A 12,627-nucleotide genomic window follows, 5' to 3' on the forward strand; every position below is an offset into this window, starting at 1 on the left:
TGCCGGTCTACCTGCCGGTAGCCGATAGCCTCACCCGGTCAACCAGCAGCGATTCCCAGGAGAGCTAGTGAGTCGGTCCGTTCTGGTCACCGGAGGCAACCGCGGCATCGGCCTCGCGATCGCGCAGGCGTTCGCGGCCCAGGGCGACAAGGTCGCGGTGACCCACCGCGGGTCCGGCGCTCCCGAAGGCCTGCTCGGCGTGAAGTGCGACGTGACGAACTCCGAGGAGATCGACGCGGCCTTCTCCGAGGTCGAGGCCGCCCACGGTCCCGTCGAGGTGCTCGTCTGCAACGCGGGCATCACGCAGGACACGCTGCTGCTGCGCATGAGCGAGGAGCAGTTCACGTCGGTCGTCGACGCGAACCTGACCGGCGCGTTCCGGTTCGCCCAGCGCGCCTCCCGCGGCATGCTGCGCAAGAAGTTCGGCCGCATCGTCTTCATCTCGTCGGTCGTCGGCCTGACCGGTGGCCCCGGCCAGGTGAACTACGCGGCGTCCAAGGCGGGCATGGTCGGCATGGCGCGCTCGATCGCGCTGGAGCTCGGCTCGCGCAACATCACCGCGAACGTTGTCTCGCCCGGCTTCATCACCACGGACATGACGAACGAGCTGCCCGAGGCCGTCCGCGAGGCCGCCCTGAAGCAGATCCCGGCCGGTCGTTACGGCGCCGCCGACGAGATCGCGCGCGCCGTCACGTTCCTCGCCGCGAACGAGGCCGGCTACATCAACGGTGCCGTGCTGCCGGTCGACGGCGGCCTCGGCATGGGCCACTGATCTCCCGAACTCCCTCACAGCGAAAGGGTTGGACCAAGTGACCGGACTGCTCGAAGGCAAGCGACTGCTGATCACCGGTGTCATCACCGACGCGTCGATCGCCTTCCACGTCGCACGCGTCGCCCAGGAACAGGGTGCGGAGGTCGTGCTGACCGGGTTCGGCCGGATGAGCCTCGTGCAGCGCATCGCCCAGCGCCTGCCCAAACCCGCCCCCGTCGTCGAGCTCGACGTGCAGAACCAGGAGCACCTCGACACGCTCGCCGACCGCGTCCGCGAGCACGTCGACGGCCTCGACGGCGTCGTGCACGCCATCGGCTTCGCGCCGCAGAGCTGCCTCGGCGCCCCGTTCATGGACGCGCCGTGGGAGGACGTCTCCGTCGCGATGCACGTGTCGGCGTACTCGTACAAGGCGCTCGTGCAGGCCGTGCGTCCGTTGCTGTCGCACGGTTCGTCGGTCGTAGGCCTCGACTTCGACGCCCGTCAGGCGTGGCCCGCGTACAACTGGATGGGCGCGGCCAAGGCGGCGTTCGAGTCGATCAACCGCTACATGGCGCGCGACCTCGGCCCGGACGGCATCCGCGTGAACCTCATCTCGGCCGGCCCGGTCCGCACCATGGCCGCGAAGTCCATCCCCGGCTTCGGCGAGCTGGAGAAGATGTGGGGCGAGAAGGCCCCGCTGTCGTGGGACGTCGACGACCCCACGCCGGTCGCGAAGTCCGTGTGCGGCCTGCTGTCCGACTGGTTCCCGGCCACCACGGGATCGATGGTGTTCGTCGACGGCGGCGTGCACTTCCTGGGTCTCTGAGGTCACACGCGTTCGTCGTGTGAGGGGTTCGGGCGTCTGATTGGATGGAGTGGTGAGTTTCGATGCGCTGCTCTGGCTGTCGTTCGGCGGCCCAGAAGGTCCTGAGGACGTCCGTCCCTTCCTGGAGAACGTGGTTCGCGGACGTGGCGTGCCGCCGGAGCGGCTGGACGAGGTCGAGGCCCACTACCAGCACTTCGGCGGCGTCTCGCCGATCAACCGCCTGAACCTGGAAGCCATCGAGGCCGTCAAGGCCCGCGGTTTCGAGCTGCCGATCTACTTCGGCAACCGCAACTGGCACCCCATGGTCGAGGACACCGTCGCCCAGATGAAGGCCGACGGGGTCCAGCGCGCACTTGTGTTCCCGACGAGCGCGTACGGCGGCTACTCCGCCTGCCGGCAGTACGACGAGGACATCGTCCGCGCGCTGCAGGCCGTGCCGGGCGGCCCGGAACTGGTGAAGCTGCGCCACTTCTTCGACCACCCGCTCTTCGTCTCCTCCTTCGCCGACGGCATCCGTGCCGCCGCGCAGTCGTTGTCCGGTTCGTACCGCGTCGTCTTCACCGCGCACTCGGTTCCGGTGTCGGCCGACAAGGCCGCCGGCCCGCCCTCCGAAGGCGGCTACCGCTACTCGCGCCAGGTCGTCGAGGCGTCCCGCCTGGTCGCTCTGGAGCTCGGCATCACCGAGTACGACGTCGTGTGGCAGTCGCGCTCGGGCCCGCCGCAGATCCCGTGGCTCGAGCCGGACATCGTCGACCACATCGACGCCTTGCACGCCAAGGGCGTCACCGGTGTCGTGGTGTGCCCGATCGGGTTCGTGTCCGACCACCTCGAGGTGGTGTGGGACCTCGACACGGAGGCCCGCGAGCGTGCGGCCGAGCTGGGCATGGAGTTCGCCCGCGCCGCCACGCCCAACGGGGACCCGCGGTTCGCGGAGCTCGTGACGGAGCTGGTGGCCGAGCACACTTCCGGTGCGCCGGCGCGGAAGTTGTCATCCTTCACGTCGGCGGGGTGCACGGTCAACGGTGCGCCTTGTGCGCCGTTGTGCTGCGAGCCGGCCAAGAGGCCCGCCCGCGCCTGAACGCGGACGGGCCCGGTGCACGGCGGGTCAGCGCAGGACCACGCCGTGCATCGCTCCGAGGTCGGCCCAGGGCAACCAGTCCCCGCCGAAGACGTAGGGCTTCTGCACCACGTGCCCGGTCGACTTGTCGCGGGCGTAGACGTGCAGCGAGGCATCGGCGTTCACCGTCACCGCGGGGCTGCCCGTGAGGTCACCACCCACGTCCGACCACTGGAACCAACCACTGCTGGGGTCGTAGGCCTTCTGGAACAGGTGTCCCGAGGGCTCGCCGCGCGCGTAGATCTGCAACGACCCGGCGTACGTCGTGACGGACGGGCTGTCCGACACGACCCCGCCGAGGTCCTCCCACTCGCGCCAGCCCTGGTCCGGCACGTGGACCTTCTGGAACACGTGCCCGGACGGTTTGCCCCGGCCGTGGAGGTAGATCGCCCCGCCGTACTCGACGGCCGTGACGCTGCCGGACACGACTCCGCCGAGGTCCTCCCACGGCCGCCAGCCCAGCGTCGGGTGGAACGCCTTCTGGAACACGTGCCCCGACGGTTCGCCCCGGCTGTAGACGTACAACGACCCGCGGAACCGCAGGGCCGCCGGGTTGCCGGAGATCCCGCCCTCCAGGTCCACCCAGGACGACCAGGACTGCTCGTACTTCTTCTGCGCCAGGCGTCCCGCCGCGGTGCGCACGAACACGTGCAGCCCGTTCTCGTACTCGATGACCGCCGGACGGCCCGTGGCGGAACCCCCGAGGTCCTCCCACGCGCTCCAGGCACCGGAGACGAAGGCGCGGTGCCACAGGTGACCGTCCGCGCCGGAGCCGAACAGGTGCAGCTCCTGGCCGCGCACGAAGGCCGCCACCGGTCCGGTGAGATCTCCGCCCAGCGGTGTCCACCCCGTCCAGCCCTGGCCGCGCCGCAGGACCTTCTGGTGGACCTGGCGGTCGGCTCCCACGGCGAAGACGTGCACGTCCTCGCCGAAGCTGACCGGCGTCGGGTCCGCGGTGGCAGTGGTGGCGGCCGTGTCCCTGACCCAGGTCGCGATGTCGTCGGTGCGCACGTGGGTGCTGCCCTGCCGGGTCTCCGTCACCGCCAAGCACCCGTGCTGCCACGACGTGGTGTTCACCCCGGCCAGTTCGACGACGCCGCCGACGGTCCGCAGGGCGGGCCCTCCCGCGTCGCCCTTGCACGTGTCGACGCCGTTCGCCCCGGTCGTCATGATCCGGAGCGCGTCGACCGCGTTCACCGCGAACTCCGCGATCCTGGGCTTGTCGGGCACCCACTCGGTGGCCGTTCGCCCGAACCCGCCGACCTGCAGGGCCTGTCCCGCCACCGGCGCGCTGGTCGCGAGCGGCACCGGCGTCACGTCCACGACCGGGGCCGCCAGCCTGGCCAGCATCACGTCGCGGTCGCCCCGCCGCACCAGTTCCACCACGTCGGCCGTCGTTCCCGCACCCCGGGCCAGGTCCACGGCCCCCAGCGTCACCTTGACCGGCGAAGCGGGCACACCACCCTGCGGGGTGGCGGGGAAGCACGACGCCGCCGTGATCACCCACAACCGGTCGACCAGAGCACCACTGCACGCCCCGCCCGCGTGCACCACCCGCGTCAGGAACCCGAACTGCCCGCCGGACACCACCGTGCCGCCGGACAACCCCGCCGCCGAACCCGGCAGCAGCGTCGCGGCGGCCGCCACCGCGACTCCGGCGACGCAGGCTTTCCACCGCCGTCTCACTCGACTCATCCCCAGCCCCCTTGAACACCTGGGCGCGCGAGTCCACGCGCGCCCGCAAGAGGATGAACCGGGCACAGGGAAAATCACAGACCGTTGTGGCGCAGTTGACGCGCTCGTGTCCTCGGAGAGCACCCGTTCACGCGTCCGGCCGGCAGTCTCGCGACGCTGCCTCAGTGCCTGCCCGCGCCGCTGTCGGCGAGAACGCGCACGGCCTCGTCAACCGCTGCGCACCGTGCGCGGCGCACGGCCAACGACACGGGGCGCAAGGCCTCGGTGCGTGCGGTCATCGCGGAGGCCGACAGGGCGCCACCGGGGGCGTCGGAGCTGGCCACGGACACGATCGCGGCCACCTCGGCGGCCCGTTGCAGCACGCGCAGGGAGCGCGGGGGCATGGCGTCCGGCCAGGGCAGCGTCGAGTTCTCGGCCGCCAGGTCGGCGATCTCCTTGCGGACGTTCGGGCGGTGCTTGGCCACGTCGAGTGCCGCCAGGGCGGCCGTGGCCTCGCGCAGCGCCGCGCCCAGGCCGTGCTCGGCCTCGCCGATCGGGATGTGCTCCAGGCCGTTGGACGACGGCAGGTCGAACACCGTCCAGCGCATCACGCCGTCGGCCACGATCTTCGGCACGAGCCCGATGTGCACCGACGGGACGACGAGCGCCTCACCGGCACGCAGCGCGCACGTCGCGAGGGGGCCCTTGCCGCCCAGTCCTCGTACGTCGCCTGGTACTGGGAGGACCAGCCGGGCTGAGGTCGCGCCCGCGCGCCGCAGGGCGGCCAGCAGCAGGGCGGGGCCCACGGGGGCCTCGTCGGGACCGGGGAGGTCGAGCGCCGTGGCGGTGCCGTCGTCGTCGGCCACCACCTCGTGCTGCTCGGCCCACAGGTGCAGGGCGTCGAGGACGTCGTCGGCGGCGGCTAGACCGTGCAGCCAGCCCGACGTCCACACGACCAGCGTGGCACTCGCACAGGACACCCGACGAGATTACGTTGCGCGGCCCGCCGAGCCCCACCCGGTGTGCCCGATCCGAGACAGCTACTTCGCCGGACCGATGTGCTCCTCCAGCAGCGAGCGGAACGACGTGAGGTCCTCATCGGACGCGAACGCCCGGTGCGGAACCGAGAGCGACCCCGCGCCCTCCTCCAGCGTCTCCAGGACGAAGCCCTGCCGCGTCTCCGTCCAGGCCGGCAGTTCGTCCCAGGCGATCTCCTCGCGCACGGAGTTGCCCACGGCCATCCGGAACGACCGGGCGTCGGCGCTGCCGAGCACCGTCCGGCTGATCATCTCGTCCGAGGTGAACCGCCACCACACCGCGACCGGCTCCATGAAGCCGATGACCAGGGCGCACACCAGGCCGAACAGCGCCACCGCGAGGGTGTCCTCGAAGGCGAGCAGCAGCACGAGCGAGAACGCCGCGAGCACGAGCGCGAACCACGGGGCCCATCTGAACAACGGCACCATCGTGCGCAGGCTGGCGCGCCAGTCCGCGGGTGAAGGGGCCCATTTGAAGTCGACACAGTTGCTCATAGCGCCTCGCATTGTGCTGCACGATGCCCTCATGCATCTGGGGGATGACGAAAAGAGAACCGTCGCGCGCCGAACCGTGCTGAAGGGGACGGCGGCGGCACTGGCCGGGGTCGCGCTGACGGCGGGGCACCAGCCGGCGGCACACGCCCTGGCCGTGGAGGACCCGGAACAGCGGTTGCTGCAGATCGTGCCCGGTGGCAACGGCGTCATCTACACGGTCTACGCCGACGGCCGCCTCAAGTGGTTCAAGCACCTGGGCCGCGACAACGGCACGTACAACTGGGCCGACGGGAACGGCCGTGAGATCGGCAGCGGCTGGCAGATCCACCCGACCGTGCTCGCGGACCAGCACGGCCAGGTCTTCGGCCTGTGCGGTGACGGCACGATGTGGTGGCACAAGTGGGTGCTCACGAACGCTGCCACCGGAGAGGGCTACTGGGCTCCCGGCACCAACAACATCATCCACCGCGGTTTCGGCCAGTACTCGTACGTCTTCGGCGGCTGGGACGGCGTCTTCTACGCCGTGGACGCGCACGGCGACATGTACTGGTTCCGCTACCTGGCGGGTGACGGCTCGAACGGCCCCGGTGCGTGGGCGAACAACGGCGTCGGGCAGAAGATCGCGAGCGAGAAGCGCGACTACGACATGTTCTTCGCCGACCTGAACGGCGTCATCTACGGCGTGCGGCACGGCGCGGTGCTGCACTGGTTCCGCTACCTGGCGGGTGACGGCTCGAACGGTCCCGGCGCGTGGGCGAACAACGGCGACGGCATCCACATCGGCACCGGTTTCGACTTCGGCTCGGGGGTCGAGCGGTTCGCCGAGAACGGCTCCGTCTACGTGGTGTGGGTCAACCGGGACCACCGGCAGACCGACCACGAACTGCGCTGGTACAAGCTCGCGAACCACCTCACGATCGACACGTCCGGCGTCTTCTGGCCCAACGGCACGGGCGCGCTGGTCGGCACCGGCTTCAGCGTCCACCGCGGCGCGAACCTGCAGGGCTACGCGAACTGGTCGGTCGCGCCCGGCCAGACCCTCGACGTCGCCGTCTCGACGACGTTCGACGAGTTCACGGCCAGCGTGCTGCGGCTGACCGGACCGCTCGAACAGGGCGGTGCGACGCAGGTCAGGGCTCCGCAGACGTACCGGGGCCGGCGGCACCTGCTCCGGTCCGGCTACCGGGCGACCGGGCCGGGCTGGCCCGCGTCGTTCTCGTTCACCGTGCCGGACGACTGGCAGTCCGGGTTCCACGTCGTGAAGCTCGAAGGCGCGTACGGCATGAGGCAGTACATCCCGTTCGTGGTGAAGCCGAAGCAGCCGCGAGAGAAGGCCGCGCTCTTGCTGCCGTTCCTCACGCACAACGCCTACAACCACTGGGGCGGCCACTTCCAGTACTCGTGGGAGGACCCGTACGGGCGCCGTCAGTTCTCCGTCCGGCGGCCGTTCGCGAACGCCTACATCGAGGCCCCGGGGTTCATCGACGTGCGCTTCTACGGCGACCTGTTGCTGATGAAGTGGTTCGCGGACAACAACGTCGCCTACGACTGCTATCAGGACCTCGACCTGCACGACCCGTCGTGGCTCGCGCAGTACAAGTCGCTCGTCCTCGCCACGCACCCCGAGTACTGGACGCCCGAGATGCGCGCGGCGCTGGAGACGTACCTCGACAACGGCGGCCGTGTGATCTACACGGGCGGCAACGGCATGTACGAGCGCGTGGACTACGACGCCGCAGGTGGGTTCGTGTTGCACCGACGGCCCGATAACGGCCAACGGTGGACATGGCGCGAGCAGGGGAGGCCGGAGTCGCAGGTGCTCGGCGTCGCGTACGACAGCACCTCGTACATGGAGATGTACCCATACGTCGTCGACGCCGACCACCCGTTCCTGGAGGGCACCGGGCTGAAGATCGGCGACCGGTTCGGCGAGACCGGCTACAACTTCGCGGCGAGCGGCTGGGAGGTCGACACGCGGGCGGGAGCGGGTCCGGAGGCGCCCGGCGTCGTCCAGTTCGCTCATGGAGAACAACCGCACGGCGCGGAGATGTGCGTGCTGTCCAAACCGAACGGTGGATGGGTGTTCAGCGCGAGTTCCTTGTGTTTCAACGGTGCTCTGGCCCACGATCCGAAGATGTCGCGGATCCTGCTGAACGCCGTGAACGCCTCCCTGCGCTAGCAGCTGGAGCCGCTCCACGTCGACGGGTCAGGTTCCGGTGCGTAGCGTCGTCTGCGTGACCCAGAACCTGGCCCGCACGGCGGGCGAACTGCGCGCCGCCGGGCACCTGCCGCGCGGCGTCAAGACCGAGATCAGGGAGAACCTCCTCGCGGCCCTGCGCGAAGGACGCAACCCGTGGCCCGGCATCGTCGGTTTCGACCGCACGGTGCTCCCGCAGCTCGAACGAGCGCTGCTCGCGGGCCACGACGTCGTGCTCCTCGGCGAGCGCGGGCAGGGCAAGACCCGCCTGCTGCGCTCGCTGATCTCCCTGCTCGACGAGTGGACGCCCGTCATCGAGGGCTCCGAGCTGGGCGAACACCCGCTCGACCCGATCACGCCCGAGTCGAGGAAGCGGGCCGCCGAGCTCGGCGACGACCTGCCGGTCGTCTGGCGGCACCGCGAGGAGCGCTACGCGGAGAAGCTCGCCACGCCCGACACGTCCGTCGGCGACCTGGTCGGCGACGTCGACCCGGTGAAGGTGGCGCAGGGCCGCTCGCTCGGCGACCCGGAGACCATCCACTACGGCATGCTCCCGCGTGCCCACCGCGGCATCATCGCCATCAACGAGCTGCCCGACCTGGCCGAACGCATCCAGGTGGCGTTGCTCAACGTGATGGAGGAGCGCGACATCCAGGTCCGCGGCTACACGCTGCGGCTGCCGCTCGACGTGCTGCTCGTGGCCACCGCGAACCCCGAGGACTACACCAACCGCGGCCGCATCATCACGCCGCTCAAGGACCGCTTCGGCGCCGAGGTCCGCACGCACTACCCGCTGGAGATCGACGCCGAGGTCGACCTGGTCCGCCAGGAGGCCGAGCTCGTCGCCGAGGTCGGCGACCACCTGCTGGAGATCATCGCCCGGTTCGTCCGGCACCTGCGCGAGTCCTCGTCGATCGACCAGCGCTCCGGCGTCTCCGCCCGGTTCGCGGTCGCGGCCGCCGAGACGGTCGCGGCGTCGGCGCTGCGCCGGTCCGCGCTGATCGGCGAGAACCCGCCCATCGCCCGTCCGATCGACCTCGAGTCGGTGCCGGACGTGCTGCGCGGCAAGCTCGAGTTCGAGGCGGGGGAGGAGGGGCGCGAGGAAGAGGTCCTGGTGCACCTGCTGCGCCGCTCGATCGCCGACACGGCGCGGGCACGCCTGGCGGGGCTGAACCTGCGCGCGCTCGCCGAGGTCGTCTCGGACGGCCACCCCGTCGCCACCGGTGACCGGGTGCACGCGGGCGACCTGCTGGCCGCGCTGCCGGAGCTGCCGATCCTGCACGAGGTCGCGGCCCGCCTGGGCGCGGGCCCGAAGGACCCCGTCGGACGCATCGCGTCGGCCGTCGAGCTGGCTCTCGAGTCGCTGTACCTGACGCGCAACCTGTCGAAGGACGACTCCTCCGACGACCGATCGGTGTACGGATGAGGTACCGGTACGGACGCTGGAGCGGCGGCGCCGATCCGCTGGCGCCCCCGGTGGACCTCCGGGCGGCCGTGGACGAGCTCGGCCGCGAGATCATGGAGGGCGCCTCGCCGCAGTCCGCCCTGCGCGAACTGCTGCGCCGCGGCGTCGACGGCACCCGCGGCCTCGACGACCTCACGTCGCGGCTGTGGCAGCGCCGCGCCTCGATCCAGCGCCGGCACCGCCTCGACGGCACCCTGACGGAGGTCCGTCGGCTCCTGGAGCAGGCACTGGAGGCCGAACGCCGCGCGTTGTTCCCGGACCCGTCCGATGACGCGCGGTTCCGCGAGGCCCAGCTCGACGCCCTGCCGCAGGGCACCGCCGCGGCCGTGCAGGAGCTGTCCTCGTACGACTGGCGGTCCGAGGAGGCCCGCTCCGCGTTCGAGCAGATCCGCGACCTGCTCGGTCGCGAACTGCTCGACCAGCGCTTCCAGGGCATGAAGGACGCGCTGTCCAACGTGGACTCCCGCGACGTCGAGCGCATCCAGCGCATGCTGCGCGATCTCAACTCGCTGCTGGAGGCGCACGCCGCCGGCTCACCGGACACTCCGCGCCAGTTCGACGACTTCATGCGCAAGCACGGCGAGTTCTTCCCGGAGAACCCCCGCAACGTCGACGAGCTCATCGACGCGCTGGCCGCCCGCTCGGCCGCCGCGCAACGCATGATGAACTCGATGACCGAGCAGCAGCGCGCCGAGCTGTCCGCGCTGTCGCAGCAGGCGTTCGGCGGCATCGGCTCCCAGCTGTCCACTCTGGACTCCCTGCTGCAGCGACTGCGGCCGGGCGAGGACTGGACGTCGTCCGCGCGCTTCCGCGGCCAGGACCCGCTGGGCCTGGGCGAGGGCGCGCAGGCGATGGCGGACCTGGCCGAGCTCGACGCCCTGGCCGAGCAGCTCTCCCAGTCGTACCCAGGCGCACGCCTGGAGGACATCGACCTGGAAGCCCTCGAACGCCAGCTCGGCGAGTCGGCCTCCGTGGACGCGCGCCGCCTCGCGGAGCTGGAGAAGGCGCTGCGGTCGCAGAACATCGTGGAGCGCGCTCCCGACGGGTCGCTGCGGCTGACCCCGAAAGCGTTGCGCCGCCTGGGCGAGACGGCGCTGCGCGGCGTCGTCGACCAGCTGCGCTCCTCGCAAGGCGCCCGCGAGACCACCTCGGCCGGCGCCGCGGGCGAGCTGATCGGCTCGACCCGCCCGTGGCAGTTCGGCGACACCGAACCCTGGGACGTGCCGCGCACGTTGCGCAACTCGGTACTGCGGTCCGGCACGATGTCGCTGGACGTCGTGGACCTCGAGGTCTCCGAGACGGAGCACCGCTCTCGTGCGGCTGTGGCGTTGTGCGTGGACACCTCCTGGTCGATGGTGCAGGACGGGCGTTGGGTGCCGATGAAGCGCACGGCACTCGCGTTGCATCACCTCGTGCGCACCCGTTTCCGCACGGATGCCTTGCAGCTGGTCACCTTCGGCCGCTACGCCGAGTCCGTGGACATCGGCCAGCTGACCGCGCTGGAAGGCGTGTGGGAGCAGGGCACGAACCTGCACCACGCGTTGTTGCTGGCGGGCCGCCACGTGCGCCGCCACCCCGACGCCCAGCCCGTTGTCCTGGTCGTCACGGACGGCGAACCCACCGCACACCTTGAACCGGACGGCGACGCGGAGTTCAACTACCCGCCGCTGCCCCGGACCCTGGCCAAGACCCTGAACGAGGTCGACGCTCTGGCACGGCTCGGAGCGACGATCTCGGTGTTCAAGCTGGGCGACGACCCGCGGCTGGCGGCGTTCGTCGACATCGTGGCGCGGCGGGGTGGCGGACGTGTGGTGGCGGCGGACGAGGAGGGGCTGGGTGCCGCCGTGGTCAGCGACTACCTGAGGTCTCGTCGCCGGAGGCGTTGATCCGGCGGGCGGTTGCTCGAGGCGGAGGGGCTGAGTGCCGCTGCGGTCACCGGCTGCCTGAGGCGTCGGCGCCGTTGAGAACAGGGAGCCGCAACGGTGCTCTTGCGGCGTGGCACGAGTCCAGGGTTCTCGTTGCCCTGCAGGCGAGAGCAGCGGGTCGAGCCTTCAGCGGGCTCGATCAGCTGCCCGCCTCACACGTCGAACAGCGCGGCCAGCCGGGGTAAGCGGGTCGCCAGCTCGGCGCTGTCGTCGAAGTCGAAGTCCCAGTCCGGGTCGAGCTCGGGGTAGCGGATCCGGAAGGCGTCCTGCGGTAACTGCATGCCGGTCGCCTTGATGTGGGCGTCCCAGGCGATCGACAGCGCCGCCTCGCACTCGATCTCGTCTCCCGACTCGGCGGCGGCGACAACGGCCGGCAGGTCGGCCAGCGCGTCCGGCGAGGCGACGACGGCGTGGTAGGTCTCCTCGCCCTGGGTGAGGAGCCAGCCGCGGAAGTAGTCGAAGCCGTCGTCGGAGCAGCCGCCGTTGATCATGTACGCCGCCGCCCACAACGGGTTCTGGTACGAGACGGCCAGCAGGTCCCACAGGACCTGTTGCGTGGCAACGATCTCCGCCGGCGGGCGGGCGGCCAGCAGGGTGGTGGCGGCGGAGGCCACCTCGTCGCCGTCGGACGGGTCGGCGACGCTCGCTCTCGCGTCGGCGATGAGCTTCCAGAAGGTGTTCGGGTCCACGTGTCGAAGCTTGGCAGAGGGGTCTGACAATTTTCCGCGGGTGGCGAAGCGGGGCCGCGCGTGCAACTGTGCAACTGGTGGTGACCGCTCGACTCCGTTCTGTCATAGGTTTCATGTCGAACGACAACCACTCGATTCCCTGGGGGAGAACGTGAAGTTCGCGAACGTGGTGTCCGCCGTCGCCGTCGCAGCCGCGGCACTCGGCACGATGGGGGCGACCGCCTCGGCCGCGCCGAGCAGCGACGTGGGCGCGCTGGTGTGGCGGGTCGTGGCAGGTCCGTGGCCGGGCAACGGGGACGGTCTCTCGGCGTGCCAGAGGGCCGGGGTGGACTACCGGCTCGACTACGACGTGCCGGTGGGCTGCCTGCTGGAGGCCGACAGCAACCAGTACTTCCTCTGGGCGAACCACTGATCGTCCGCTGAGACTCGGGGCGGCCGGAGCGCAGCTGAC

At 70.8% G+C, this 12,627-nt stretch carries 11 protein-coding genes; 7 read left to right on the forward strand and 4 right to left on the reverse strand.

Annotated features, from left to right (window positions below; all coding sequences use genetic code 11):
- Positions 1-67 precede the first annotated feature (67 nt).
- The 3 genes from ABZX02_RS33505 to ABZX02_RS33515 are packed head-to-tail and all read left to right on the forward strand — an operon-like array spanning position 68 to position 2,655.
- Complete coding sequence (locus ABZX02_RS33505; RefSeq protein ID WP_355304275.1) at positions 68-772, forward strand: beta-ketoacyl-ACP reductase; 705 nt, start codon at positions 68-70, stop codon at positions 770-772.
- A gap of 37 nt (positions 773-809) precedes the next feature.
- A complete protein-coding gene (gene fabI, locus ABZX02_RS33510) occupies positions 810-1,577 on the forward strand; it encodes an enoyl-ACP reductase FabI (RefSeq protein ID WP_089912176.1) in 768 nt (255 codons plus the stop codon).
- Positions 1,578-1,629: 52 nt separating this feature from the next.
- A complete protein-coding gene (locus ABZX02_RS33515) occupies positions 1,630-2,655 on the forward strand; it encodes a ferrochelatase (RefSeq protein ID WP_355304277.1) in 1,026 nt (341 codons plus the stop codon).
- Positions 2,656-2,682: 27 nt separating this feature from the next.
- On the opposite strand, the gene ABZX02_RS33520 is transcribed toward ABZX02_RS33515, so the two are convergent.
- The 3 genes from ABZX02_RS33520 to ABZX02_RS33530 form a co-directional block, all read right to left on the reverse strand.
- Positions 2,683-4,389, reverse strand: a complete 1,707-nt coding sequence (locus ABZX02_RS33520) for a trypsin-like serine protease (RefSeq protein ID WP_355304279.1) — start codon at positions 4,387-4,389, stop codon at positions 2,683-2,685.
- Positions 4,390-4,550: 161 nt separating this feature from the next.
- Positions 4,551-5,348 (reverse strand): hypothetical protein, encoded by a 798-nt coding sequence (locus ABZX02_RS33525; protein WP_355304281.1) that lies wholly within the window; start codon positions 5,346-5,348, stop codon positions 4,551-4,553.
- A 60-nt stretch (positions 5,349-5,408) separates the two neighbouring features.
- A complete protein-coding gene (locus ABZX02_RS33530; protein WP_355304283.1) occupies positions 5,409-5,825 on the reverse strand; it encodes a YcxB family protein in 417 nt (138 codons plus the stop codon).
- 106 nt (positions 5,826-5,931) lie between these two features.
- Between ABZX02_RS33530 and ABZX02_RS33535 the strand changes: the two genes are divergently transcribed.
- The 3 genes from ABZX02_RS33535 to ABZX02_RS33545 are packed head-to-tail and all read left to right on the forward strand — an operon-like array spanning position 5,932 to position 11,448.
- Positions 5,932-8,079, forward strand: coding sequence for a N,N-dimethylformamidase beta subunit family domain-containing protein (locus tag ABZX02_RS33535; RefSeq protein WP_355304285.1), 2,148 nt, complete (start codon positions 5,932-5,934; stop codon positions 8,077-8,079).
- Between the two features lie 55 nt (positions 8,080-8,134).
- Positions 8,135-9,523: a sigma 54-interacting transcriptional regulator gene (locus ABZX02_RS33540; protein ID WP_355304287.1), complete on the forward strand. Its 1,389-nt coding sequence runs from the start codon at positions 8,135-8,137 to the stop codon at positions 9,521-9,523.
- Positions 9,520-11,448, forward strand: coding sequence for a VWA domain-containing protein (locus ABZX02_RS33545; RefSeq protein ID WP_355304289.1), 1,929 nt, complete (start codon positions 9,520-9,522; stop codon positions 11,446-11,448). The genes ABZX02_RS33540 and ABZX02_RS33545 overlap by 4 nt, the downstream gene beginning before the upstream one ends.
- Positions 11,449-11,639: 191 nt before the next feature.
- Here the strand turns inward: ABZX02_RS33545 and ABZX02_RS33550 are convergent, their stop codons facing one another.
- On the reverse strand, positions 11,640-12,176 hold the full coding sequence (locus ABZX02_RS33550) for a DUF4240 domain-containing protein (RefSeq protein ID WP_355304291.1): 537 nt from the start codon (positions 12,174-12,176) through the stop codon (positions 11,640-11,642).
- Positions 12,177-12,327: 151 nt separating this feature from the next.
- On the opposite strand from ABZX02_RS33550, the gene ABZX02_RS33555 reads away from it, so the two are divergent.
- Positions 12,328-12,588, forward strand: coding sequence for a hypothetical protein (locus ABZX02_RS33555; RefSeq protein WP_355304293.1), 261 nt, complete (start codon positions 12,328-12,330; stop codon positions 12,586-12,588).
- The last annotated feature ends 39 nt before the right edge of the window (positions 12,589-12,627 follow it).

It is taken from the genome of Lentzea sp. NPDC003310 (assembly GCF_040610935.1).
In the GTDB taxonomy this organism is placed as follows: Bacteria; Actinomycetota; Actinomycetes; order Mycobacteriales; family Pseudonocardiaceae; genus Lentzea.

What these genes read in the sequence shown, in the direction of transcription:
- ABZX02_RS33535 (WP_355304285.1), top strand. Translation starts at nt 5,932, where the DNA reads ATGCATCTGGGGGATGACGAAAAGAGAACCGTCGCGCGCCGAACCGTG.
- ABZX02_RS33545 (WP_355304289.1), top strand. Translation starts at nt 9,520, where the DNA reads ATGAGGTACCGGTACGGACGCTGGAGCGGCGGCGCCGATCCGCTGGCG.
- ABZX02_RS33520 (WP_355304279.1), bottom strand. Translation starts at nt 4,389, where the DNA reads ATGAGTCGAGTGAGACGGCGGTGGAAAGCCTGCGTCGCCGGAGTCGCG.